This window comes from Mesorhizobium sp. C372A (assembly GCF_030323245.1).
In the GTDB taxonomy this organism is placed as follows: Bacteria; Pseudomonadota; Alphaproteobacteria; order Rhizobiales; family Rhizobiaceae; genus Mesorhizobium.
The window spans coordinates 152,462-177,300 of sequence record NZ_CP100475.1 but is presented as its reverse complement, the minus strand read 5'-3'; the positions used below and the strand labels follow the sequence as shown (position 1 = coordinate 177,300).

Annotated in this window: 15 protein-coding genes and 9 pseudogenes; 11 read left to right on the top strand and 13 right to left on the bottom strand. The window is 57.3% G+C overall.

Annotated features, from left to right (window positions below; genetic code table 11):
- Positions 1–5: 5 nt before the first annotated feature.
- A pseudogene (gene istA / locus NLY42_RS00780) lies at positions 6–1,558 on the bottom strand (IS21 family transposase).
- Between the two features lie 156 nt (positions 1,559–1,714).
- Between istA and NLY42_RS00775 the strand changes: the two are divergent.
- Positions 1,715–1,951 (top strand): annotated as a pseudogene (locus NLY42_RS00775) (IS110 family transposase); the annotation flags it as partial.
- A 373-nt stretch (positions 1,952–2,324) separates the two neighbouring features.
- Here the strand turns inward: NLY42_RS00775 and NLY42_RS00770 are convergent.
- From NLY42_RS00770 to NLY42_RS00735, 8 genes and pseudogenes are all read right to left on the bottom strand, one after another.
- Positions 2,325–3,254: pseudogene (locus tag NLY42_RS00770) on the bottom strand (IS110 family RNA-guided transposase); the annotation flags it as partial.
- 277 nt (positions 3,255–3,531) lie between these two features.
- Positions 3,532–3,931, bottom strand: a pseudogene (locus NLY42_RS00765) (integrase core domain-containing protein); the annotation flags it as partial.
- Between the two features lie 27 nt (positions 3,932–3,958).
- Positions 3,959–5,011, bottom strand: a pseudogene (locus NLY42_RS00760) (IS30 family transposase); the annotation flags it as partial.
- 256 nt (positions 5,012–5,267) lie between these two features.
- A pseudogene (locus NLY42_RS00755) lies at positions 5,268–6,141 on the bottom strand (IS3 family transposase); the annotation flags it as partial.
- 382 nt (positions 6,142–6,523) lie between these two features.
- Entirely contained in the window at positions 6,524–7,372 is an 849-nt protein-coding gene (locus NLY42_RS00750) for a maleate cis-trans isomerase family protein (protein ID WP_198022240.1), read from the bottom strand.
- A gap of 63 nt (positions 7,373–7,435) precedes the next feature.
- Entirely contained in the window at positions 7,436–8,710 is a 1,275-nt protein-coding gene (locus NLY42_RS00745; RefSeq protein WP_084779920.1) for a pyridoxal-phosphate dependent enzyme, read from the bottom strand.
- 61 nt (positions 8,711–8,771) lie between these two features.
- Positions 8,772–9,911, bottom strand: a complete 1,140-nt coding sequence (locus NLY42_RS00740) for a M20 family metallopeptidase (protein WP_023756599.1) — start codon at positions 9,909–9,911, stop codon at positions 8,772–8,774.
- Between the two features lie 20 nt (positions 9,912–9,931).
- On the bottom strand, positions 9,932–11,071 hold the full coding sequence (locus NLY42_RS00735; protein WP_023756135.1) for a M24 family metallopeptidase: 1,140 nt from the start codon (positions 11,069–11,071) through the stop codon (positions 9,932–9,934).
- 846 nt (positions 11,072–11,917) lie between these two features.
- Between NLY42_RS00735 and NLY42_RS00730 the strand changes: the two genes are divergently transcribed.
- The 10 genes from NLY42_RS00730 to NLY42_RS00685 all read left to right on the top strand — a co-directional run bounded on the left by NLY42_RS00730 (position 11,918) and on the right by NLY42_RS00685 (position 19,568).
- Positions 11,918–12,811 (top strand): transporter substrate-binding domain-containing protein, encoded by an 894-nt coding sequence (locus tag NLY42_RS00730; protein WP_023756134.1) that lies wholly within the window; start codon positions 11,918–11,920, stop codon positions 12,809–12,811.
- A gap of 94 nt (positions 12,812–12,905) precedes the next feature.
- A complete protein-coding gene (gene ehuA / locus NLY42_RS00725; RefSeq protein ID WP_031245021.1) occupies positions 12,906–13,691 on the top strand; it encodes an ectoine/hydroxyectoine ABC transporter ATP-binding protein EhuA in 786 nt (261 codons plus the stop codon).
- Positions 13,691–14,356 (top strand): ectoine/hydroxyectoine ABC transporter permease subunit EhuC, encoded by a 666-nt coding sequence (gene ehuC, locus NLY42_RS00720; protein ID WP_023756598.1) that lies wholly within the window; start codon positions 13,691–13,693, stop codon positions 14,354–14,356. Before ehuA ends, ehuC begins: the two co-directional genes overlap by 1 nt.
- Positions 14,353–15,036, top strand: coding sequence for an ectoine/hydroxyectoine ABC transporter permease subunit EhuD (ehuD, locus tag NLY42_RS00715; RefSeq protein ID WP_023756131.1), 684 nt, complete (start codon positions 14,353–14,355; stop codon positions 15,034–15,036). The genes ehuC and ehuD overlap by 4 nt, the downstream gene beginning before the upstream one ends.
- Before the next feature lie 244 nt (positions 15,037–15,280).
- A complete protein-coding gene (locus NLY42_RS00710; protein WP_084779918.1) occupies positions 15,281–15,760 on the top strand; it encodes a RidA family protein in 480 nt (159 codons plus the stop codon).
- Positions 15,761–15,990: 230 nt separating this feature from the next.
- A complete protein-coding gene (locus tag NLY42_RS00705) occupies positions 15,991–16,317 on the top strand; it encodes a hypothetical protein (RefSeq protein WP_023756130.1) in 327 nt (108 codons plus the stop codon).
- Positions 16,211–16,807: an amidase family protein gene (locus NLY42_RS00700; protein ID WP_245263605.1), complete on the top strand. Its 597-nt coding sequence runs from the start codon at positions 16,211–16,213 to the stop codon at positions 16,805–16,807. Before NLY42_RS00705 ends, NLY42_RS00700 begins: the two co-directional genes overlap by 107 nt.
- Complete coding sequence (locus NLY42_RS00695) at positions 16,808–17,182, top strand: hypothetical protein (protein ID WP_023756129.1); 375 nt, start codon at positions 16,808–16,810, stop codon at positions 17,180–17,182.
- A 193-nt stretch (positions 17,183–17,375) separates the two neighbouring features.
- The gene (locus NLY42_RS00690; protein ID WP_031245019.1) at positions 17,376–18,032 is read left to right on the top strand and encodes a helix-turn-helix domain-containing protein; all 657 of its coding nucleotides are present in this window, start codon (positions 17,376–17,378) and stop codon (positions 18,030–18,032) included.
- 417 nt (positions 18,033–18,449) lie between these two features.
- Complete coding sequence (locus tag NLY42_RS00685) at positions 18,450–19,568, top strand: IS110 family RNA-guided transposase (protein ID WP_286488989.1); 1,119 nt, start codon at positions 18,450–18,452, stop codon at positions 19,566–19,568.
- 450 nt (positions 19,569–20,018) lie between these two features.
- Here the strand turns inward: NLY42_RS00685 and NLY42_RS31920 are convergent.
- The 4 genes and pseudogenes from NLY42_RS31920 to NLY42_RS00660 form a co-directional block, all read right to left on the bottom strand.
- Positions 20,019–20,159 (bottom strand): annotated as a pseudogene (locus tag NLY42_RS31920) (IS481 family transposase); the annotation flags it as partial.
- Positions 20,160–20,614: 455 nt separating this feature from the next.
- A complete protein-coding gene (locus NLY42_RS00675; RefSeq protein WP_031245077.1) occupies positions 20,615–22,702 on the bottom strand; it encodes a prolyl oligopeptidase family serine peptidase in 2,088 nt (695 codons plus the stop codon).
- Between the two features lie 776 nt (positions 22,703–23,478).
- Positions 23,479–23,873: pseudogene (locus tag NLY42_RS31915) on the bottom strand (hypothetical protein).
- Positions 23,874–24,693: 820 nt separating this feature from the next.
- Positions 24,694–24,822, bottom strand: a pseudogene (locus tag NLY42_RS00660) (IS110 family transposase); the annotation flags it as partial.
- Between the last annotated feature and the right edge of the window lie 17 nt (positions 24,823–24,839).

The following is a 24,839-nucleotide window of genomic DNA, read 5'->3' as shown; positions in this document are numbered from 1 at the left end:
TTCCTTCATTGATAATAGGAGCCGCCGCGGATGTTGGTGTGCGATGGCGTGGGCTTGACCGGCTCGGCCGCGGGCGGCACACGGTCGAGGCCGGATTTGAGGATGGCTTTGACGGAGGAGTAGGTGATCGCATTGATGGTCAGTGCCCGCGCGCAGGCTGCCTCGAGCCGATCCCGCTCGTAGCGACGGGCCAGCGAGAGGATGCCAAACGCGGAGCGGTATCCCTGCTCGGGATGGGGACGGTCGCGCATCATCCGCTCGACCAGGATGGCGGTGTTGGCGCCGATCCCGGCTGCCTGCCGGATCAGGTTCGCCGGCGTTGTGTTGGCATAGCGCTGGTGCGCCTTGGGCATGTGCTCGTTGACGGTAACATGGCCGCAGCGCTGCGAGCGGCGGACATGGCTGGCGACGCGCTTGTGATCATGGAAGAGCTCGACCACCCGGTGAGTGAGCCGCACATCCACGCGCCGCCCGATCAGCGCGTGCGGTACCGAGTAGAAGGTCCTGTCGATCTCGACATGGTAGTCGGGATGGACCTTCGCCGATTTCCACTCCGCATATTCGAACGGCGCCGGCGGCAATGGCGACAGGGCCGTTAGTTCGATCTCCTCGAACAGCTCCCGGCGGCTTTTGCCGACGTGGCGCATGGGGCGGTTGTTCAGATCCTCCAGCAACACCGCGATTGCGGCGTTGAGATCGCCGAGACTGAAGAAGCGCCGGTTGCGCAGCCGGGCCAGGACCCAACGCTCGACGATCAGCACCGCGCCCTCGACCTTGCCCTTGTCGCGCGGCTTGCGGCTGCGGGTCGGCAGGATCGTCGGTCGTAATGTTCGGCCATGGCGGCGAAGGTCTGGTTGAGCGTCGGCTCGAACCACAGCGCCTTGGCGACGCCGGCCTTCAGATTGTCGCAGACGATCGCCTTAGTTACCCCGCCGAAGAAGGTAAGTGCCCGGCACTGGCCCTCGATCCAGTCCGGCAGTTTCTGGCTGAAGCTGGCATGGGCGAAGGTGAAGGACGACGCGCCCAACACCGCAACGAAGATCTGAGCCTGGCAGATGACGCCAGTATCGGGATCGACGACGGGCACGGTGTGGCCCGCATAGTCGGTCTGCATCACCGCGCCCGCCTCGTGGCGATTGCGGAACGTCGCGCTCGACCGGCGCTGGAAAGCGCCGAACCGGTCGCAAAACCAGGTGTAGCCATAACCATCGGGGTGCGCCGCGCGGTATTCCTGCCACAGAAGCGTCAGCGTTACGCCCTTGCGCTTCAGCTCGCGCGAGATCATCGCCCAATCGGGCTCGTCCAGATCCTGCGGCGGACGGCCAACCCGGCGAAACAGAAGCCGCTCGAGCAATGCGTCATTGTCATAGCCCGGCGGCAGCGGCCAGCCTGAGATGCCAGCCTCACGCGCCCGCAACAGATAGGTCGAAACCGAAGTCTTGCTGATCTTCAGCCGTTCCGACACCGCACGCACCGAGAGGCCCTGCTCATGCGTCAGGCGCAGGATCGATCGTAGGTCTTTCACTGTCGTTCGTCTCGCTTGCTTCCGTCTTGGCATGGCCCCTCTCAACCGATGATGAGAGGGCAAAATGCCAGAACGGCGCTCCCGAGAACCGACCGTTATATCCGCCCCAAAAACTGTCCGGGAATTAGCGGAATCACTGTCCCGTAATTACTGAAATCGCTGTCCGCGAATTAGCGGAATGGGTGTCCGCGAATTTCTAAAACACGCAATCTGAGAAAGCTCCTGGTGATCGGCGCGACCTCTCTGATCCGACGGGCAAGGCATAAGCCCGAGGCTGCGGATCCGCGCCTCCTCGCGTTGCTCGCCAGGAAGCCAGCGCGCGTGGCAAGCGTAGCCATGGCAAACAAGATGGCCCGCGTGGTGTGGGCGATCATGGCGCGCGGCGAAACCTATCAAGCTCGCCATGCCGCGAGCCTTGCGGCGTAAGGTTCGAAGAGGATGAAATTTTAAGGGCAGAGAACAGTTCGAGCCGATCGATAGGCTCCATGAGGTTGTGAGAGCGACGCGATGTGATGGCGAGACCGGTCAGGCCGGGAACAGGGACAACCCGTCGAATGTCCGAGGCATCATAGCCTGATAAGCAGATTGGGACCCAGTTCGCCGACCCCATCAGGGCCAGCAGCCTCGAATGGCTGCATCAACAGGCCGGACAGAAGACTGCACCCGACCAACGCGCCATAATGTCGAATTACCTCTTGCATCGCGGGAGCCATCCACAGAAGACACTAAGGCCTCAAGGTACGCGTCAGTAGGCGGCCTTCGTCGTATGCGTACCGACTTCAGGCAGGTGGCGGCTTTCGAAGTATTTTCTTTTCCCCAATTTGGCCGGATAGCGGTAAGTCCAGGCGCTTTCAGCCAACACGCGGCGCACTCGGGCATTGCCAGCCTTGGTGATCCCGCCCCGTCGCACGGCGTCTCCGGTCGAGCGCTCCGAGGGGACAAGTCCGAGATAAGCCATCAGCTGTCGCGGGTTGGCAAAGCGGCGTACATCGCCGATTTCGACCATGAAGGTAGCCGCACAAATGAGCTGGACCCCACGCAAAGCCTGCAAGCGTTCGACTACCGGCGCGAGTGGCCAGTCGAGCAGGCCGTCTTCGATTGCCTTTTCCAGGCGTGCTACTCTTTCCCGGCACTGCGACTCTGCGAGGATCAACTCCTGCAGGACAGCGTCCTGACTGCGGTATGAGAAACTCAGTCCATGCAGCCATTTGAGATACTTTGTTCCCCAGGCCTTCAGGCCCGAATAAATCTTGCCATGTCGCAACAGGAAGGATCGAATCTCCTGCCGCTTGCGGGTTCGATCCTTCACCGCAGCCTCGCGGGCGCGGATCAGGTCACGCATAGCCTCATGAGCAGCGTCCGGTGTCCAGATCTCCGTCAGCTCACCGGCACGGAACAGCCGGGCAAGTTTCTCGGCATCGCGGCGGTTCGTCTTGACCCGATCACCAGGCTTGCGCGGGATCAGAGACGGAGCAATCACGGCGCACTCGTAGCCAAGCGCTTCGATCTCCCGCTTCAGACCGTATCCGGTGGGTCCAGCCTCATAGCAAAATCTCAATCGTACACCCGGGCGTCCGATCTTGCGGACGAGGCGGCGCACTGACGCACTATGGGAGGATATCTCTCCGACATATCGAACCTCGCCGTTACGCCCGCTCTCGGCGAGAGCAACAGCATGCCGATCCTTCGAAACATCCAATCCTACAAAAACTTCGCTATATTCTTCCATGGTTCGTCCTCCCGGCATGAGGATAGGCTCGATGAGCAACCCTCGTTTCAACCACTGCCAGTGTAGGGCGAACCACCTCACAGCCGGCAACCGGAAAGGACATAAGGTCTTACCGTTCAGTACCCGGGTCCGATCTTCAAAACTCTCTGCGCAGCGAGGGTGGCCATCCGGACCATCTGTCTGATCTTGCTAGCTAATATCTCCGCAACAGGCGTGGAGAAGTTAGCTTAATGCTAAATATGTTGATTGGCCTGCTGCCGGTTTTTCGGACACGAGGTTAAGCTAACATAGCTTGTTGCTCAAACTCCACGGGGCTGAGATAGCCCAGCGTAGAGTGCCTCCGCCGAGGGTTGTAGAAGCGCTCGATGTAGTCGAACACATCTGCCCTTGCGGCATCTCTCGTCCTGTAGACCTTGCGGGCTGTGCGTTCGGTTTTCAACGACGAGAAGAAGCTCTCCATAGCCGCGTTGTCCCAGACATTGCCCGACCGGCTCATCGAACAGGTGATGCCGTGGTCGGCCATCAGGCGCCGGAACTGCTCGCTCGTGTATTGGGCGGATTGAAACGGTCGTCGCAACAGGGTCGGTTTCTCTTTTCATGAGCCATTGGTGAAGCGCTTCAGCTGGCGTCTTCCAGCCGAGCGCTTTTCGAGGTCTCGCGTTGAGCGTCGCTGCGACGGCAGCGATCGTTGCGGCGCTATGCGCGCTCAGGTCCGTGCCTTTCGGAAAATACTGGCGCAGCAGCCCATTGGTGTTCTCGTTGGTGCCGCGCTGCCAAGGACTCTGGGGATCGCAGAAGTAGACCTGGATCCCTGAGTCGATTTTGAGGGCAGCGTGTTGGGCCATCTCGGCGCCCTGATCCCATGTCAACGAGCGACGAAGTTCCGTGGGCAGGGTTGCGATGGTGCGCGTGATGGCGTCACGGACAGCCTCCGCACCATGCCCGGCGAGGGCCGGTCCATTCCTGGAGCGTGGTGCTTCGCCGTGGCCGTCCAGTCGCGGTAGGTGCAGCAGCATCGTGAACCGTGTCGTGCGCTCCACGAGCGTACCGATCGCCGAACTGCCAAGCCCGAGGATAAGATCGCCTTCCCAATGTCCGGGGACTGCACGGTCATCCGCTTCAGCCGGGCGCTGACTGATCATGATCTCGGATGACACGAAGCCCTTGCCACGCAGGCCGACGCGCGCCCGTGGCGTCCGCAGGGCTCGCCCAGTCCGCAGGCATGCCGTCAACTCTCGCCGCAGCGCTCCTCGACCTTGGACGAAGAGGGCTTGATAGATGGCTTCGTGGCTGATCCGCATCGTCTCGTCATCCGGGAAATCTATCGCCAGACGCTGGGCGATCTGCTCTGGGCTCCATGCCTTGCCCCATCTTCTATCCTTTCGTTGCCCATGCCGGCGTCCGATCCAGGGGACCGTAGGACCAGGAGCGACTATTCCGTCAGGTGCCGCGACTGTTCCGGCAAGCCTTTCCTCGACATAGAGGCGCAGGGCCTGGTTCAGCGCAAGCTTGGCAATCTTCGGGCGCCGGCCTGATCGCGCGGCGTGCCATTGGGCAGTCGACGCACGATACTCCAGGCCACCGCTGCGCGTGGCAGCATTGCGGCGCAACTCGCGGGAAATCGTTGAGGCGGATCGACCAAGGCGGCGACCGATGTTGCGCATCGAAAGGCCCTGGACGCGAAGAATTGCGATCTCTTCACGTTCCGCGAAAGAGAGATACCGGCCGCAGGGCAGCTTGGCCGAAGATCTGAACATCGATGGGGGCATACCGCCTGCCTTTCGGAACAATCTTGCTCCGACAGGCTGCGATATGCCGGCCTCCAACGCAGCATTCTCGCTGGGCATCCCTCGGGCAATCCCCAACCAAAATCGCCGAAGTTCGGATCGCCCCGCTTCTGGCGGCCGTCCAGGTGATGGCAACGGCGCTCGTCCAGATTGGTGTGATCGCCGCTTTTGAATAGTCATCGCAACCTCCAATGTCAGAGTGTTGCGACGACCGTTTGAATCCGCCTTGCGATCCCTGGTCGGAATGATGCAGCAGGCTGTCGGGCTTGCCTCGGCGCCAGATCGCCATGATGAGGGCATCGGCGACAAGCTGGGCCGTCATCTCGGCCTTCATCGCCCAGCCGACAACCCGCCGGGAGAACAGGTCGACGACGGCCGCAACGTAAAGCCAACCTTCCGCGGTCCAGATGTACGTGAAGTCGGCGATCCATTTCTGGTTCGGTGCCGGTGCCTTGAAGGCGCGGTCGAGAAGGTTGTCCGACACGGCGGCTCGTTCGCCTGTATCCTTCGGCAATCCGCGACGCCGAGGCCGGGCCCGCAAACCGTTCTCCCGCATCAATCGCTCGATGCGATGCAGGCCGCAGGAGAGGCCCTCGGCCAGCACGTCATGCCAGACGCGGCGGGCACCGTAGGTGCGGTCGCTGCTCTTGAAGCTCCGGTCGACCGAGGAAACAAGGATCTCGTCATGCCGGGATCGGTCGCTGGGGATGCGGTTGAGCCAGGCATGGAAGCCTGAGCGGGACACATCCAGGGCATTACACAGCCATGCCACCGGCCAGATATTCCGGTGCCTCGCGATGAAAGCGAACCTCATGTCACTTCCCTCCCGAAGTAGGCTGCGGCCTTTTTAGGATGTCGCGCTCCGCCTTCAGCTTGGACACTTCCTTGCGCAGCCGGTCGATCTCCTGCTGCTCCGGCTTCATCTGCCCATGACCGGGAAACGCATGCTGCGGATCGGTCGACAACTCGCGCACCCATCTGCGCAGCACATTCTCGTGCAGATCGAGGTCGCGGGCAGCCTGGGCCACCGCAACGCCCCGATCCTTGATCAATCTCACCGCTTCAAGCTTGAACTCGCGGCTGAATTTCCTTCTCTGCATTCCAACTCTCCAGTTCCGTTAAACACCTTATCTCGGTGTCCACGAAACCGGCAGCAGGCCAGATTGCGCAAATCCTGGCGGCGTTCTCGCCATCCTCAAGCGTCAAATCTTCGCCTATGACTGCTCGGTATACGATCCAGTGGGCTCGGGGCCGTCTTGCGGATTTCAGAGGGAACCCGTACGATCGAGATCTTTTTAAAAGGCAAGAGGATCGCGGCCCAACAGCGCCGATATGGCGGGCCGAGCTTCGGAACCGCTCCCGAGAGGAACCACAACCTCACTCGTTTAATTCACTTCTTGGCTTCTGCAGACGGCGGATTGACGCTTGAACCAGGCTTTTCCCACAACAACAGGGGGCAACCATTAGTGGTGAAAACCAAAGTCAGTCTCTCACCGTGCTTCGCAAAGGCAATGTGGACGTTTCATCGGCGGCCTGAGCATATGACCTAAAAAATGAACCTGAATCTGAGATGTTTGGTGTCACACCGGCAAGGGTAAGTGCATGCCAAACAGTCACTTGGTTTGCGGCAAGGACCGGCCTCCCCGAAACTCTCTCAAAAAGTTCCATTCGTCTCAACGAACTTAGTTCAGTACAGGGGATTAGAATCGGATCGTTGGAAGACGGCCTAGAGGCCACGAATTCCGCCAGCTCGGCTTCACAATCCATTTCAAAAAAGCTTCCGCTCTCGGTAGGCTTCATATGCCACAAGGTTCCAACACTGACTCCGACCTCTGACAGAAACGAGGCAAACCATCTCCCGATTTCTGGTGCGTAGGGCAACACTACGTCAACCTTCTTAGCACCGAGTACGTCAAGCGCAGCTAAAAATGCCATCGATGTATTCGTAGCGGGGACTGCGGCGCTTTTCGAAAGCACATCTACTTGGTGCTGTGCGTACTCTAATCCTCTAAAGAAACTACCAGAGGTGCAGGCGTAAGCAATTGAATTACATTTTTTCTTGCTTATTTCGTACGCAGCAGCCGATAGCGTGTTCTCGTTCGACATACGCTCGTAATATGTAAAATATCCCTCCGATACATCGGGATCGTATGGAATGTTCAGTGAGATATACTCAGCGCCGGGCATATCGTGCTCAACAAGAAATCTGCATATCGAACTATCGTCGATTATTTCATATGCAATGTCGTTATCACTTAGGATTGGAACAATGACCCCGACTCTTTTTGCGTCACTTGCCGAACTCGTTTTCATCTCGACATCCTCTATCAACGAATTTTCCATCTTAAACCCGTTCGAACGCATGAGCCAGGTAGCTCCGGGGCTCTTCCGCCGCTATGCGGGTGGGGACGCGAGATAACTTCCTGCTCGCGACAAGCCATCCAGACCGTCCACCAACGCATCGAGTGCGTCCGTTCGACCTTCGATCAATGCTGGGGGCTTACCAAGTGAGGCAACCTCGTGCGGCCATTTGATCCCAGCTGAGGTCAAAGTAACGACCGTGGTAGCATCTGCAGCTATACGGCCCTCCGCAAGGAGGCGTCGTACCGCCGCAAGCGAGACACACGATGATGATTCCGCTACGAGACCCACGGAAGCGAACAGTTGCATCGCGTCTTGGATCTCTGAATCAGTCGGGGAACATGCAAAACCATCCGACCCGCGTACCGCGCGCAGCGCGTGATCGCTGCAAATGCCCGCGCCTAGCGAAACTGCCATCGTCTGCGGATCTTCGACCTTCCCGACATGGTTAGAATTGGCCGCAAGCGCGCGCGCCAATGGATTCGCAGTTGCGGACTCACAGCCTACGAAGGCAGGGATACGGTCAATAATACCAAGCTCTCGCAACTCTAGAAAGCCTTTGTACGTTCCATAAAGATCGTCGCCGCTGCCGACAGGCACTAGCATGTAGTCTGGCACGCGCGGCCGCAAGGCGATCACTATTTCGAACCCGATCGACTTATAGCCTTGCAAACCAAACGGATTGCTGATCGGTGTCGGCAGTGAGCTTTTCGACGGATACCAGCCCTTCTCATTAACGAGGTGAGCTAGAAGGCTGGCGGACCGGTGCCAGTCGGTGAGTACTGAAGTGCCACCGTAGGCCTGTATCATCTGGCCGTAAATTTCGGGCGCTCCGTGTGACAGAAAGATGATGTTGCGCAAGCCGGCAGCCGACGCATAGGCCGACGCGGAGGCCCCATGGTTGCCGGTTGATACTGCAGCGAGATTAGAAAATCCAAACTCGCGTGCAAGGCTTGCATTCACCGCATTCAACCGATCTTTGAAGGACCAAGTCGGATTGGCTGCTTCGTTCTTGATGAAGAGGTTTGGCATTCCGATCAGCGCATTTAACCTCGCATGAAGAAAGAGCGGCGTCCCCCCCTCACCGAGTGTCACGAAGTCGTTGCCATTCGAAATCGCGAAGAATGGCGCGAATCTCGCAATGTTGCCGCCTGATTGTTCAAAGGCGCCTGGCGGCACGCGCTTAAAGGCTTCCCGGATGTCTATGTCCACATCCAGCGGCCCTTGACATGCATCGCACGGCGTAAAGCGAGGAGAAAACGGATATTGCGCGCCGCAGGATCGGCAAACGAGTAAGCGTCCAACCATCGATGTCTCCTTGGTGCGCTACGCTGAGCAACTTTCTCGAGATTATATGGCTTTCGTTCGCTTAGTAGGTTTGCATCATGCGAAAATAGATTTCCGTCGCCTTCTCAACCTCATCCAAATCAACGTATTCATCGATCGTATGGGCTTGGGCAATGTCACCTGGCCCTAAAACCACGCATTTGGCTCCAGTGAGCTGAAGCTGACTTGCATCGGTGCCCCAAGGGGCGCCATGCAGCGTCGCCCCTGTACCTGCTATGCTGCGACATGCCTCCGCGGCCACTTCCGCGATGCGCGATCCAGTGGCGTCCTCTAGCGGCGGATCTTCAACCGCAGGAACAACCGACCGAACCTCTAGGTCCCGATGCCTCTCGCGCAAGTCAGCGAGAAGTTTTTCAACTTCGTCAATTGCACCGGCTGGGGTTTCTTTTGGAACCAGCCTCCGGTCGAGAAAAATCTGGCAGCTTGCGGGCACCGTACAAATATCACTCCCACCTTGGATTAGACTGATTGTCAGTGACGGCGCCCCCACCAATGGATGGGGGTGTCTCGCACGCAACTCATCGCCGAGGCGTACAAGCTCGGGTATAACTTGTGCAATACCTGCGATTGCATTCAACCCAAGTTCGGGCTTGGAGCTATGCGCTGCCCGGCCCATCGTTTCAATCCACCAGCGCACCGATCCCTTGTGGGCAACCACCACCTCCAGGTTGGTGGGTTCGCCCGCAACTGCTGCTTCAAACTTTAAGCCTGATTGGACGAGTGCTCGAGCACCACTCTTTTGATACTCCTCGTCGACTGTCCCAGCGACAAATATGGTCGCTCGGGGCTTATCCTTCTTGATTGTGACCAAGGCATGCAACATCGCTGCGAGCGATGACTTCGTGTCGCACGTCCCCCGCCCATACATCCGGCGGCCCTTTATTTCAGCAGCAAATGGATTTCGCTGCCACCCTTTAACTGGAACAGTATCCAGGTGTGATTCGAATAGAACGCGCTTATCCGGATCGGTTCCGCGCACCCAAGCCAGAACGTTATTGCGTCCTTCGCTTACCGGCTGAATCTCGAATTCTATTCCGTTACTTTCACAGAACTTAGCGACGTAGGCAGCCATTGCTGCCTCGCCGCTTCCCGTGGTGGACAGATTCGGATTGATACTCTCAATTCCAACCAGTTGGGCGAGCAAATCGGAAACATTGGACATGGAAGATCCCCCTGACCTGTTTAGATTTCACCGGTGACTGGGATTTCCTGGGGCGCAGGAGTACTCAAGAACTCGTAGCCGTTCTCAGTAACAGCTATAACCTCCTCAACCTGGAAGCACCCGAACGGCAGGACGACCCGTGGCTCGACATGAAGGATCATTCCCGGCTCGATTATCGTCTCGTCCTCGGATCTGATGGATGGTGGCTCAGTTATGTCGAGGCCAGATCCATGGCCGATGCGACCAGGACCCTTGAATGCATTTTTCGCGATGTCGGAGATCGCAGACAGTGGGATACCAGGCTTGACCGCTTCTATGCAGGCACGGGTGATATTCCAAACGTTCCGGTAGGCTGATTTCTGATCTTCGCTCGCGCGGCCGACGGCTGCTACACGATTGTAGTCAGACCAGTATCCACGAACAGTCACGCCTGCATCGCACCAAATTGTGTCGCCTTCTAAAAGCTTACGCTCCGTGGGTTCCATTGCAACTTTGAAGTAGTTTCCCTCGCCAGAATTGATAGGCAGGAACAATACGCGATCTGCTCCGCCTTCCAGCATAGCGATAGACAGATGGCAGTGAAGCTCCCGCTCTGTCATTCCAGGCTGAGCAACTCTCCATCCCTGGCGGAAACCATTCTCATTCGCAGTGCATGCCCGTCGAATATATTCAATCTCGGCCTTGGACTTTAGCATTCTGGTGGCCCAAATCACCTCAGAACCATCGACGAATTCGACGTTTGGCACGAGCGTTTGCAGCGTTTTAAAGGAAGGTACCGGCATGCCCAGCCGCATCTCGCTTCCGTAGTCGACTCCGACCCGACTGCGATCAAGCTTCAGTTCTTTTAAAATATCAGCGAGAACCGGAAGAGCATCGTCCGCAAACCCGAACCAGGTACGAATATCTTTTATCCAACAGACATCCTTGGCAGTATAGCCTTCGCTCTCGGAAACGAGAGCGAACGGATGTTTTCCGTATGGCAATACGGAAAACATAGGGCGGGAATAACTCACCCCAAACTGCGTCCGATGGCCGGTAAAATAACGACGGTTTACGTCTCCAGTGAGTAGAAGCGCATCCATGCCTTGTTCGCGCATAAACTTCCATGCGCGTTCGCACCTATTTTCATATTCACCCTGCGAAAATTCGCTAAGTATCATGGTACCTGTCCTTGTCGTGCGTCAGATAGGAAATTTCATGGCTAAATCCCTTCGGCCCCACAGGACCGCTAAAGGCTAGCGATTGCGAAATGATTGGGGCTTCGCGAGAGAGCGTTGCTAGATTTGCTCATCTCCGCCTCCATGCCTAACTGGAGAAAAGTATGTGTGATCGACCCATAAACGCCATTCCCGTCTATACGCATGACTTAGCCAGCAGTGCAGCCGCCAAAAAGCGCTGACTGGTCCGCAGGCGGATATGTCTCTTATTCGCGTCTAACGAAAAAAATTTTCGTTAGACGAAACACGCATATCTTTTCCTCGCTGATACCGGCGATGTCAATAGACACAGGAAACTTTTTCCCTCAGACGCTAGTCGGGATTTCTCTTCGTCGTGTGGCCTCGATGGAAAAACGCGTGGCCTATACCGCCACGAGGGACGCTCCGCTCGGCCAGATCGTCCGGCTCTCATAAAGCCGATGCGGGGGCGGAGAACCCCTTGGCGCGGGTCCCATCGCATTCTTGTCGGAGCCGGCAACCCAAAGGACGCCTCGCGATGTCCCTTTCATCGGCACCGCATTGCCATTCGCCATCGAAGCGATTGCGCCTGCTGAGACGAGGTATCGGCCCAGACTGATGCAATAGCGCGAGGATGGTGTCCAGGGACTGACCGTGGCGAACATGGACAATGTCGGCAGCCCAACAAAAATTCGCAGGGGTATTGACATTAGCATTGTCTGGATCAAAAACTCCGAGCGAGTTTCGTCAGACGAAACCAGTTGTCGGCGTAGGAAAATCGATCTGGCGGCTATCGTCTGTATTGCTGGTGGCGATCGTTGAAGCTCGTTCATGTTGTTCAGCATCAAAATAGAATGGGGAACTGCCATGCTTAGAAGGTCTCAACGTCAGCTGTCACGCTTTAGCCGCGTGCTGCTGGTTCTCTTTGTCGGTGTCACGGCGCCATGCTATGCATTTGCGCAGACGGTGAAAGTAGCGAAATCCGACGGTGTTACGATCGCCATTGCGAACGAACCGCCCTACGCCCTTATGGGAGAAGATGGTTCACCCACCGGAGCAGGTCCGGAACTGGACAAGGCAATTTTGCGCGAAGCCGGCATTACCAAGTTTGCTGGGGCTGTGATGGAATATGGGGCGATGATCCCCGCAGTGCAATCTAAACGCGCTTCATTCGCATCAACTGGGAGTCTGTTGATTACGCCGGAACGGTGCAGCGCTGTGAACTTTTCAGAGCCCCTGATATGTGACGGGGATGCACTCATCGTTGCCAACTCACTGGCTGGTAAGGTGCAAGGGATAAAAGATCTAGCTGCAGCAGGTGTGAGAGTGGGCGTATGCGGAGGTTGCACCGCACAGAAAAAGGCTTTGGCGGCAGGCGTTCCCGAGGACAAGATTGTAATCTTCCCTGATGCTACCAGCGGCGTAAAGCTTCTAGCGGATGGCAGGATCGATGTGTTTCTCTATGGCACAATCGGCACCACCGATCTTTATGGCCGGCTCGTAGATAAGACCAAGTTCAAGTACGTAGACGCCATCGATACTACACCTGGCTGTCAAGGAGCCGCTTTCAACAAAAACGATACCGAGTTACGAGATGCCTATAACGCGGGTATTGTTAAAATTCGAGCAAGCGGAGAATACCTGTCCATTTTGAGGCGATTTAAAATGGAAGGGGCGGCAATCGGGTCAGATAAAGTTAGTACAGCGCAGCTTTGCAGCAAGTAGAATAAGATCTTCGGGGGCCAAGCTCGTGTCCGAGCTTGGCCCCGTCGGGAAACCTTTGCGTTCGACCAGCCCTGTGACCACCTTCGAGGAACTAATGACACCGCCTATGGTTCAATTCGACAGCGTGAGTAAATTTTATGGTGCTCACCGCGTTTTGTCTGATCTTTCACTCAAGGTATCTCCCGGTGAAAAGTTGGCGCTGATTGGAGCATCCGGGTCCGGAAAAACCACCATTCTACGTATTCTAATGACCCTTGAGACGATCGAGGAAGGAGAGATCGCCATAAACGGTCGACCGTTTTTGGGCCCCACGATTGACGCCCTCAGTTCCCGTCGGAGGGAGGAGCACCTTCACAAGATGCGTCGGGACATTGGTATGGTGTTCCAGCACTTCAATCTGTTTCCTCATATGTCTGTCTTGCGCAACGTCACACTTGCCCCCGTTCTGACCCAAGGCGTGGCCGAAGCTGAGGCGAGGGAGCTAGCCATGCGCCTCCTGGAAATGGTTGGGATGGAGCATAAGGCTAACGCCCTGCCGGCTGAACTGTCAGGAGGGCAGAAGCAACGCGTTGCGATTGCGCGCGCACTCGCCCTCAAGCCCAACATTATGCTTTTCGATGAGGTCACGTCCGCACTTGACCCTGAACTGGTGGAAGAGGTTTTGAACGTCCTTAGAAAGCTTGCGAACGAGACGGACATGACGATGCTCCTTGTTACTCATGAAATGAGCTTCGCTCGTGATTTCGCCGACCGTGTTCTATTCCTGGATGGAGGACGCATTGTGGAGGAGGGTCCGCCGGAACAAATCTTCCGTAATCCGCAACAAGATCGGACGAAGCTTTTTCTTCGCAAGATCGTAGCTGCCGGAGTGAGCTTGTGATGCCATCTTCGGTTGCGTACCTTCCGCTAATCCTGTCAGGTGCGGTTCTCACTGTGGAACTTACGTTGTTAGGCAGCATGCTGGCAGCCGTAGTAGCTTTCGCGGTCGGCTTTGCACGCCTGGCAAATACCGCATGGGTGCGAGTTCCTGCACGTATTTTCATGGAGTTATTCCGGGGCACCTCGATGTTGGTACAACTATTCTGGGCCTACTTCGTCCTGCCTTTCTTAGGCATTTCATTGACGCCGTTTCAGGCTGCCATTCTTGTTCTTGGTCTTAATGGCGGCGCTTACATGTCTGAGGTCGTGAGAGGTGCAATGCTCGCACTGCCCCGCGAACAGTTTGAAGCTTGCATCGCATTAAACCTCAAAAAGAGGCAGCGGCTTCGCTATGTACTGCTCCCTCAAGCGCTAAAGCTCATGATGCCCCCTTTCTCAAACAACATCGTAGAGATACTTAAGGGCACCTCCCTTGTCTCGCTTATTTCGTTGTCGGATATGACCTTTCGCGCCCAAACTGTGCGAACGCAAACCGGCGATGCTGCGGTACCCTTCCTTACCATAATGGTCATCTACTTCGGATTAGCGATGTTTTTTTGGGCACTGATGCGATGGTTTGAGCGCGGCGGCTGGCGACCTTCCCGGGGTAAGGAAGAAGTCCAATGACTTGGGATTGGTCATTTGCGTTCCAAATACTCCCAGAGCTCGTTGAGGGAGTGAAGATTACGATCCTAGCAAGTGTGCTAGGATCCGCAATTGCACTGCTGCTTGGACTTGCGATCGCGGTAGGATTTAGATCGGCCGGGCCGACTATTTCTTCAGCGCTGAGACTCGGTGTCGACTTCGTACGCGGTACGCCGCTGCTTGTGCAGCTCTATTTCGTCTTCTATGTGTTTCCAGATATCGGCATCTATCTAACCCCCTTGCAGGCAGGCGTTCTTGCACTCGGCATTCACTACTCGAGTTATACATCGCAGGTATACCGCGCCGGTATCGAGGGCGTTGATAAGGGGTTGTGGGAGGCCGCCAAGGCACTAAACCTAAATCGTCTTCAAACGTGGAGATACATAATAATCCCGACAGCGGTTCCCCCGATGCTTCCCGCCCTTGGGAACTATGTAGTAGGTATGTTTAAGGAAACGCCTTTGCTCGCCACGATCACCGTTGTGGAGCTGATGAGCCGAGCCCGGATAGTTGCCAACATAAATTACCGCTATGTCGAGCCGATGACGATGGTGGGGGTTTTCTTCCTCGCAGTCAGTGTGCCCTCAGTTATTGCCCTACATTATCTTGAGCGGAGATTTGGCAATGCAGGCGAACGCCATCGTAACATGTCAATCTTCTGAGCGGTGTTACGATTTCTGCCAATTCGAGGAGAATTATTTCGGCCTTAGACCTTTTCCGAGAAGTCGAGCGAGCGGTCGGGTCGACGATGATTCCAAGAAGAATTTAGGTCCCACGAAAGGTCGCACCCTTATCAATAGGCTGGTTTCTTGTCGAGTAAGCGACTTGTTTTTCCGAACGTGCATCCAGGGCTAGTATGTCGTCACATATCCGCACACTTGTTTAGATGTCAGAGATAGAAGTCACATGACCACGATTGGTAGGCGCTTAGCGGTCCTCGGCATTACAATTCCTTCGGTTAATCCACCGCAAGGCAATTACCTGTCTTACGTTCGTACAGGGTCGTTGATATTCGTGGCCGGACAAGGTCCAAGGAGGGATGGCCAACTCGTATATAAGGGAGTCGTGGGAGGAACCCTGGGGGTTGAAGACGGCGAGAACGCCGCTAGGATTTGCGCAATCAACATATTGAGCCAGCTCCTCCATGCATGTGATGGAGATCTTAGTAAGATCAGACAGATGGTCCGGATAGCCGGCTTTGTCCGCTGCACAGAGAGTTTTGAAGATCAGACCCGGGTACTGAACGCAGCATCCAACCTGATTTGTGATGTCTTAGGTGACGCAGGCAAGCACGCTCGTATTGCATCAGGCACACACGCGCTCCCTTCAGGCATGGCTGTGGAAATCGAGGCGGTAGCAGAAATTGCCTCGAGACGATCGTATTGAGTCTCTCTTCCGCGCGGGCAGGGAATATTCTTCAAAGCAAGCCGGCGGTGATAGCGGGAGGCCGACCGAGGAAGACGCCATTGCGTGTCGGCACAGCGTCCAAGGTCTTTGGACAAGTGAGTCAGGGTAGGCACCGGTTACGTCCAAGATGCTGCTGTACCTTTTGCGGAATTTGTGTGGTGATTGCAGCAATGGGACTAGGCTAGAAGAGTAAATGGTGGACCAGTAAAATGGATATCGATGAATACGTACAATACGATGCCACCGGCCTGAGCCGTCTTGCGAATTCGGGTGAGGTAACTGCCGTAGAGATAACGCGCCTGGCTCGGGAAGTTTATGACGCGGTTAACCCTCGCATCAACGCGGTCGTCGAGTTCTACGACGATGCTGAGACCTTTGCCGGTGCTGATTCCGGTTCTTTCAATGGCGTCCCATTTCTTCGCAAGGATATTGGAGCTGTCTGGCCGCCTTCAGGAAAAAGGGAGTGGGTTGTTCAAAGGCAATCGATCAAATACCGACAGCTTTTTCTTCCGCCGCGCCAGAGCGGCAGGACTTAGAACTGTGGGAAGAACAATGACACCGGAGCTTGCATTGTCCGGCGCCACCGAGACCATTCCCAACGGCATAGCAAGGAACCCTTGGAACCTGGAACGCACCACGGGGAGGCTCTTCTGGAGGAGCCGCCGGGCGGTGGCCGCAGGAATAACTCCAATTGCACATGGCAACGACAGTGGTGGATCGATACGTGGGCCTGCAGCCTTTTGGCCTGTTGTGGGACTGAACCCATCCAGAGGTCGTGTTTCTAGCGGGCCTGACCAGGATTCCGCGTTCGGCGTTAACCGAGAGTTTGTTCTTTGTCGTACCGTACGGGATATGGCTGCTGCTGCCCTGGACGTGTTTTCTGGTCCCCATCCCGGTGACCCGTTTGTCATTGTGCAGCCAGACCGTCCCTATTGCCAAGAGCTTTCGCAGCCCACCGGCACTCTGCGGGTCGGGGTCGCGAGGACTACGTGGGGGAACCTTGGTATCGACTCAGAAGTCCTGTAAGTGGTCGACTCGACCGCCGCACTTCTAGAGGAAATGGGTCATCAGGTAACGGAGATCGAGCCGCCTTTTGCCTTCGAAGAGTTCATTAGAATAATGCTCTCGTTTTCAGATCTCGGCGCGAGTTCGCTTGAAGCGTCGGGGCGCGCCATGGGCCGCACGATCAACGCGCATACCTTAGAGCCGGTAACCCTCAAACTTTACGAACGGGCATGCCTATTGGTATTCAGATCGTCGGACGCTTCGGCGACGAAGCTACGCTTGTACGAATGGCTCGCGATCTCGAAGAAGCTAAGCCGTGGATCCATCGGCGGCCGATCGTCCTGGCAGGAGACTGATCCCGAATGGCGTCTGGGCCCGTTCGCTCGCGTGCCATGAAGGAGCTTTGTCCTACGAAAGGTGGTCGACTTGGGCATATGAAACCTCAACGTTTAGCCGCGATCGTGGAGGTGATTTCAGCTTTACGGGGCTAGGCAGCCATTCAAGGGGATCAGGGTTTTTAGCTTTCTTGCCGACCACTAAACTAGTGTTGTACACCTATCCAATCCCTCCAAAGAGTGTGATATGCACAATGCAACAATCGAAAAAATTGAGTCCACTGCGATCGCCGTTTGAATTTGAGCTTGGAATCGCTCCATCCGAGCCAGAAGCAGCGACTCCTCGGTCAGTGGAGTCGAAACTTGGTGCCGAGGTACGGCGACTTCGGAGATTGCGCGAGCTGACAGTTAGCGAACTTAGCGCGGCGGCAGGCATTTCGGCCGGTACTCTGTCTAAAATTGAAAACGGCGCAACGGTCGCATCGCTCACCAAAATAAGTGATCTGGCTAAAGCATTGAATGTGCCGATTGCTCAGCTGTTTGTCGAGAGTGAAGAAAATCGTGACTGCTCATTCGTGAAAGGTGGGACAGGAGTCCAAATTTCAAGGCGAGGTGCAAAGATTGGGCACATTTATCAGTTGCTTGGCCACTCGCTTGCAGGCGAAATCCATCTCGATCCATACCTAGTGACCCTCCGAGACGACGCCGTCCCTTACACAGGGTTCCGGTATGCCGGGGTGAGGTTTATTTACATGCTGTCGGGCAAAATGGTTTATCGGCATGCCGATCGAACGTACGTGCTAGAGCCTACAGACGCATTGTTTTTAGACGCCGCCGCCAGGCACGGGCCGGAAGAGTTCCTAGAGCAGCCGATCCAATACCTCTCCATAAACGTCTATGAACACATGTAAGATGGTGTGAGCTGGCTCTACCGGCGTCGGCACGGTCGTGGCCGGTGGAGTGGCGTATCGATGCCTGATGACGGGAGGGCTTTGGGCGTCGTCTGATGAGCAGTAATCGGGCGATATCGATTGGCGATACCCCACCGACAGATGCTCCCCGAAGCGACTGATCGATGAGTTCCTCCCCATGGACGGCATTTACCCAAAGATCCTCGAACGGCGATGACGTGCTTGCGAGGGCAGATGCCACCTCCCTCGTCTCTTGCGAGACCGGTAATTTCTTCATTTCTTCTGTGGTTGCCGCCTGTGATGCGTAAGACCTTATGTCCTTTCCGGTTGCCGGCTGTGAGGTGGTTCGCCCTACACTGGCAGTGGTTGAAACGAGGGTTGCTCATCGAGCCTATCCTCATGCCGGGAGGACGAACCATGGAAGAATATAGCGAAGTTTTTGTAGGATTGGATGTTTCGAAGGATCGGCATGCTGTTGCTCTCGCCGAGAGCGGGCGTAACGGCGAGGTTCGATATGTCGGAGAGATATCCTCCCATAGTGCGTCAGTGCGCCGCCTCGTCCGCAAGATCGGACGCCCGGGTGTACGATTGAGATTTTGCTATGAGGCTGGACCCACCGGATACGGTCTGAAGCGGGAGATCGAAGCGCTTGGCTACGAGTGCGCCGTGATTGCTCCGTCTCTGATCCCGCGCAAGCCTGGTGATCGGGTCAAGACGAACCGCCGCGATGCCGAGAAACTTGCCCGGCTGTTCCGTGCCGGTGAGCTGACGGAGATCTGGACACCGGACGCTGCTCATGAGGCTATGCGTGACCTGATCCGCGCCCGCGAGGCTGCGGTGAAGGATCGAACCCGCAAGCGGCAGGAGATTCGATCCTTCCTGTTGCGACATGGCAAGATTTATTCGGGCCTGAAGGCCTGGGGAACAAAGTATCTCAAATGGCTGCATGGACTGAGTTTCTCATACCGCAGTCAGGACGCTGTCCTGCAGGAGTTGATCCTCGCAGAGTCGCAGTGCCGGGAAAGAGTAGCACGCCTGGAAAAGGCAATCGAAGACGGCCTGCTCGACTGGCCACTCGCGCCGGTAGTCGAACGCTTGCAGGCTTTGCGTGGGGTCCAGCTCATTTGTGCGGCTACCTTCATGGTCGAAATCGGCGATGTACGCCGCTTTGCCAACCCGCGACAGCTGATGGCTTATCTCGGACTTGTCCCCTCGGAGCGCTCGACCGGAGACGCCGTGCGACGGGGCGGGATCACCAAGGCTGGCAATGCCCGAGTGCGCCGCGTGTTGGCTGAAAGCGCCTGGACTTACCGCTATCCGGCCAAATTGGGGAAAAGAAAATACTTCGAAAGCCGCCACCTGCCTGAAGTCGTGCGAGACATAGCGCCGAACGCACAGGCGCGCTTGACCAAGCGCTACAGGGCCCTGATCGCGCATGGCAAGCGCAGCACCGTGGCTGTGACCGCAATAGCTCGGGAACTCGCTGCTTTCATGTGGGCCATCGCCCGAGCGGATGAGCAGCAGGCAGGAACCTGATCCTCGGTCGCGACGACATATAACATAATCATCGCGCCCATCGGCGGGGACGTGGCATTGAATGGGGAATTCCCGGCACCGCTTTGTGGCCGGCAATGCCGACGCCCGTTGTAAGAGAGGACCAGCCCCGGACGAATACATGGACATGCGGTAACCAACCCGCGCATCAGAGCTTGTTCACCCGCGTCCCAGGCCACGTCTCCACCGATAGGTGCGCATTTCGCAAAACGGGACAGTCGTTCCGCTAAATCGCGGACAGCAGTTTCACTAAGTCGCGGACAGCAGGATAGGGTCGGTCCTCGGTTGCCTGGTTGAGCTCATTTGCGATCGATTTCGCCGTTTTCGGCGTCGGTCAAGAGCGGCGGTGTTTTTTGCTTTCTCATGCTGTCGCCTTCGAGGCGATCCGCTACGCGCCGGCATCATCGACGTGCAGGAACTGTCGAAGACACACTCGACCCAGCGCGCCACGATCTTGGCCGACATGCCGTAGACGCGCGCCGCATGGGCTTGGGAAAAAGCACCTTCTATCACCGACAGCACCATCTCCTCTCGATGCGGCGGCGTGAGACGGGCATTCTTGTGGATGTTCATTCGGACTCTCCGGTGAGTGCTGAAGCCTGGTAACTCCAGTCTCCTCGGTCCGGTCCGAATGGACAACCCCCCAAAGCTCACATCTAGAGTAGTCGCTGCGTGTTGATCCCCTACCGAACAATTCGGCGAAAGCAAATGTCAACCGCAAATTTTGACAACCCATTTCGAAAGCCCCAAAGCCCGCCGAACCTTTCGCGCCGGCCCGTCCGCGAGCCGATCGGGCTCCGCCTGAGGCGGCGGTCAAGCAAACCTGGGCCTTCGAATTGAACCGAGTTTCCCCCAGCCCCGATCGTCATATCGCTTTTGTGGCGGACGCAGTGATCACGCCTGCCGCATCAGAGCGGCGAACCGCCGGCTTTCCGGGCTCCCTGCCGGGAACGTCAGCCCGCACATCCGTCATTCAAGGAGAGACCCATGACTTTTGTTGAACGGTTGCCCTTATTGGTCCCGGCCACCTATCGAACCCGATCAGCTTGCCAGCCGATCGCCCTGCGAAGGAAATTGTTACCCAGGGCAATGAATGCGACCCGCTCCTGATTGTCCTTGCCGTAACCGTGCCCGCCCGCGCGGAGCTCGTAAAAATAAGCGGGATATCCAAGAGCCTGGAGCTTTGCGGCCATCTTGCGCGCGTGGCCGGGGTGGACGCGGTCGTCCCGCTGCGAGGTGGCAAGCAGGATCGGCGGATAGGGCTGCCCCGGCGTCGCGACGTGATAGGCGGAGATTTCCTTGAGGAAAGTACAATCCTCCGGCTTGTCGGGATCGCTATATTCGTCAATCCAGTTCGCGCCCTCCAAAAGCTTGGTGTAGCGGCTCATGTCGATAAGCGGAATTGTGCAGAACAGCGCGCCGAAACGCTCGGGATAGCGGGTCAGCATATTGGCAATCAGGAGGCCGCCATTCGAGCCGCCGTCGGCGGCAATCCGCCTTGGTCGCGTAATGCCCCGTCGTACGAGGTCGGCGGCAACCGCGGCGAAATCGTCATGGGCAAGGCGCTTGCCCTCCCTACGACCCGCCTCGTGCCAACGGGTGCTGAACTCGCCGCCCCTTCGGATGTTCGCCACCACGCTCGTGCCGCCGCGTTCGAGCCACAGTTTGCCGAGCGCGGAGTTGTAGGAGGGCAGGCGCGATATACCGAACCCGTTATAGGCGGTGAGGTGAACCGGAGCATCCCCGTTCCCGTTCACCGGGCCGATCTGCGTATAGGGGATCATCTCACCATCGGTCGAGACTGCCTCGTGGCGCGTGACCACCAGCCCGGATGCGTCGAAATTCTCCGGGTTGCGCTTCAGGATCACTGGAGCGCCGAGAGGCGGCGCGCCATTGATGTCGAATAGGAGAAGCTGCAGCGGCGTGATGGGGTCCTGAGCCGAAACGAGGACCTCTCCGTTGGACTCGTGCCGTTCCGCATCGAGTGGCCAGAGGTGAACAGTCCCTCCGGCCGGCATGGTCTCGAGGGCTTGGCGCTTCCATTCCTGGCGGCCGGGGGTGAACATCTCGAAACGCGGCACGAGGTCGGCGAGATAGGAGATGATGAGCTTCCCGTCACTCCAGAAAAATGACTGCAAGGAGCGCCTGTCGCCTAGTTCAAAGAGCGTGCTAAAATCGCGCTTTCCGGCGATGAAGGAAGAGAGCGAGATGCCGATCAGGGTGTCGGCGGCATGGGTTGTCCCTCCCACTGTCCAGGGCTTGCGCGGCTTTACCGCCAGCCAGTCGCCAAAGCCATCCCACCAGGCGTCCCGAGGAAGGTCGATCTGCATCTTCGGCCCGCTCCTGTCGCCAATTCGGCCGATCTCCTCAAAGAAGGCCGGCTGCTCGATAAACCAAAGGCGCTCGCTCTCGGCGGCGCGGTCCAGATGACCAGATACGCCGAGGGATTCGGAACCGGATTCGAAGATTACCGGCGCGGTGAGTGGATCCGCGCCACGCTCCCACAGCCGAACGGTGCGCGCATGGCCGCAGCGGGTCGCCATGCCGTCACCCAGCGCACTGGAAAGCAGAACCGTGTCAGGGTCGAGCCAATTAATGCCACCCTTGGCCTCCGCCAGATTGAAGCCGTCGGCGACGAAGCTCAGAGTTCCCAGATCGAATTCGCGATGCACGACCGCGTCGCTGCCGCCACGGGATAGCCGTAGAACGGCTCTTTCCCGTCTCTCCGGCTCAAGCGAAGCGCCGCCCCAGATCCAGTCCTCTCCGTCGCTGGCGGCGAGGACGTCGAGATCAACCAGAGGCTCCCACTGGGGATCGGCCGTCATATAGGCGGCAAGGGTGGTTCGGCGCCACAGTCCGCGCGGGTTTCGGGCATCTCGGCAGAAATTGTAGACGTGTCGTCCGCAGCGGGTGATCAGGTGAATGTTATCGGGACGGTCAAAAATCGCTGTCAGAGCGTCTTGGTCGCGCTCGAAGGTTCTATCGAAGTGCTCCAGGGTTCTGGCCGACTGGCTAGCCGCCCAGGCACGCGCTCCTTCGCCCTCTACATCTCCAAGCCAAGGATAGGGACCATCGTCGGGGGTATTCAGCGTTTGGCGCAAATCGAGTGCGGTCATGTCCGGACAACCTGAAGAATGATGTCGGCTGGAAAACAAGCGCCAGGTTCTCCCTTGGGTCGGGAAAGCTCAAATTTCGCGGGGGCGACCGGTTGTAGCGTGATCATGGGATGATTTCTCCTCTATCCGTGCCGCAGGGTGTCTGCGGATAGCGGAGCACGTATCGTGCCAAATGAGAAGATCATTTTATAACAACGAGATGCCTCGCATGGCGTTGTGTCTCATGTCCGACATAGTCGACGATCCGCAGTGATTGCAACCGCAAGCGCCTGATCGATCTCCTGTGCGTGCCCGCAGGATACCCTGCAAAACTAACGCACGTTGATGCCATTCACGTCACATGGAATCTGGGGCGACGCCCTGCATTCATCATGAGGCTTGGGACCATCTATGGCATGGTGCAAAACAAAGCACTCAGCATCGGCTGTTCTTCAAGGGACTGACTCTGTTGGCAGTGGCCGGGATGAATATGCGCGACGGAGAGCGGGTCGCTGCCGCGCGCCACGCGGCAAGGCCTGCAGCACTTTTTCTCTGCCCAGCCGGCCCTTTGAGGCCGCACTCGGAATGACACCTGCCGCGCGCGGTAGCCGCCGAAGCGGGCCGCAGCTTTCCCGGCTATTGTGCGAGAGCCGACGCCTGGCCACCCTGAGCCCGTTTTCGACTTCATTCTCGCGCCGAAATCCGGCAGGACTGATGGGGGCAACCCAAACAGCCACGGTTCAAGCCTTATTTGGAAGCACAGCAAGCCTGTCATGGACAGATCGACTAGGGCAGCTTCAATCCCGGAGCAGCACCCACCGCAGGCGCCGTTTCCAGCCACCGCTGGCCAGCACGATGCTGACCGTTCTGCAGTGGTCGACTGTTGCTTGCCCACTCAGCGGAGACGCATTCCAGGCCAGTTCTGTCAGCAAAAACAGCGGTGTCTCCGTTTATCGATTCAGCTCTGAGATGTCCGTTCTTCTCCACACGATGATGGCCGTGCCGGTTACGCCATATCCAATCGCGGCCATTCGCTGAACCCAGGTATCGCCGTCGACGCGAACATCGAACAGAAGCGACCCTGCGTTTTTTCCGCGGCGTCAGCTTCGCGATCATAGAATGGTCGATTGAGCCCCTCGATATTGCCGAGCGACTGTTCAAACAACGCCAATTCAACATGCTCCGCCACCATCGCTGCGAGAGTGCGCGCCGGCCGGCGCAATCGGCAACCTGTGCGCACAATCTGTGCAATTCCCTGTGCGTCATTCCGGCCCGTCTTCACCGTCATCGCGCCCAGAGCCGCTTTGACATATCGACTCTCGAGACACACGACAGGGAAGCCCTCGTCGACCAGGTGTCCGCCGATCCACTCCGATGTCGCACCGGCTTCCAAGCCAACGCGAACTAGATCGTTCCGCCATCGCTGAAGTGCAGCCGTGACGGCGAGCACCTTCCCCTGCCACAGCATCTCGCCGGTCTCGGCGATAACGCATTAGCTACCGCGTCGAGTGAAGTATCCAGTCCTGGATAAACGCTCATACCAATCTCCTCTTGCCAGGTCGGCTCTGAGCATCAGACAAACGTCATCATCCGAAAAGGGGCCAGACGTTCAGGGAGCTGAACCGAATACCCCATCTCTTCCGTGAACCGCTTTCTCCGTCCTTCAATCAAGCGCCGGACTCTAATCTCAGATGGAGGAAAAACTCAGCGGCATGTATGGACGTATATGGACCCCGCCCGATTGCAACAGGTCGGCTAGATCAAGATTGTCGGTCACAACTGCTGACGTATATCCGGCTTCCTGATGCGGCTGGACAACGTCGTCGCCGCAAGCCCCGATGGATTTTCGCGCGCTTCCACCTCATCGGCCCCTAGACATTGGCCGACTGGCCAAGCCGGTCCACACACCAGGTTCGGGAAGCGACGGAATGACCGTTTCACCATCTCCTACATTTTGCTGCAATTGCTGGGGTGAGACCTCCTTCTGTTATTCCTTCGTTTGCCGCTTCGCCTCAAGCTGCTTTCACCGATGGTGCGTGCTCGTAGACTGTGCCGCCCGAGAGCATGGCCCACACGACCCTCGCATTCTTATTGGCGAGCGCGACAGCCGCGACATTGGGATGCCGCCTTTGCCGCAACTTAGGTTGAGGTCAAGGTG

Excerpts from the sequence above, each read along its gene's own strand:
- ehuC (WP_023756598.1), top strand. The coding sequence starts at position 13,691 with ATGCCATCTTCGGTTGCGTACCTTCCGCTAATCCTGTCAGGTGCGGTT.
- NLY42_RS00745 (WP_084779920.1), bottom strand. The coding sequence starts at position 8,710 with ATGGTTGGACGCTTACTCGTTTGCCGATCCTGCGGCGCGCAATATCCG.
- ehuD (WP_023756131.1), top strand. The coding sequence starts at position 14,353 with ATGACTTGGGATTGGTCATTTGCGTTCCAAATACTCCCAGAGCTCGTT.
- NLY42_RS00740 (WP_023756599.1), bottom strand. The coding sequence starts at position 9,911 with ATGTCCAATGTTTCCGATTTGCTCGCCCAACTGGTTGGAATTGAGAGT.
- NLY42_RS00735 (WP_023756135.1), bottom strand. The coding sequence starts at position 11,071 with ATGATACTTAGCGAATTTTCGCAGGGTGAATATGAAAATAGGTGCGAA.
- NLY42_RS00675 (WP_031245077.1), bottom strand. The coding sequence starts at position 22,702 with ATGACCGCACTCGATTTGCGCCAAACGCTGAATACCCCCGACGATGGT.
- NLY42_RS00710 (WP_084779918.1), top strand. The coding sequence starts at position 15,281 with ATGACCACGATTGGTAGGCGCTTAGCGGTCCTCGGCATTACAATTCCT.
- NLY42_RS00730 (WP_023756134.1), top strand. The coding sequence starts at position 11,918 with ATGTTGTTCAGCATCAAAATAGAATGGGGAACTGCCATGCTTAGAAGG.
- NLY42_RS00690 (WP_031245019.1), top strand. The coding sequence starts at position 17,376 with ATGCAACAATCGAAAAAATTGAGTCCACTGCGATCGCCGTTTGAATTT.
- NLY42_RS00705 (WP_023756130.1), top strand. The coding sequence starts at position 15,991 with ATGGATATCGATGAATACGTACAATACGATGCCACCGGCCTGAGCCGT.
- NLY42_RS00685 (WP_286488989.1), top strand. The coding sequence starts at position 18,450 with ATGGAAGAATATAGCGAAGTTTTTGTAGGATTGGATGTTTCGAAGGAT.
- ehuA (WP_031245021.1), top strand. The coding sequence starts at position 12,906 with ATGACACCGCCTATGGTTCAATTCGACAGCGTGAGTAAATTTTATGGT.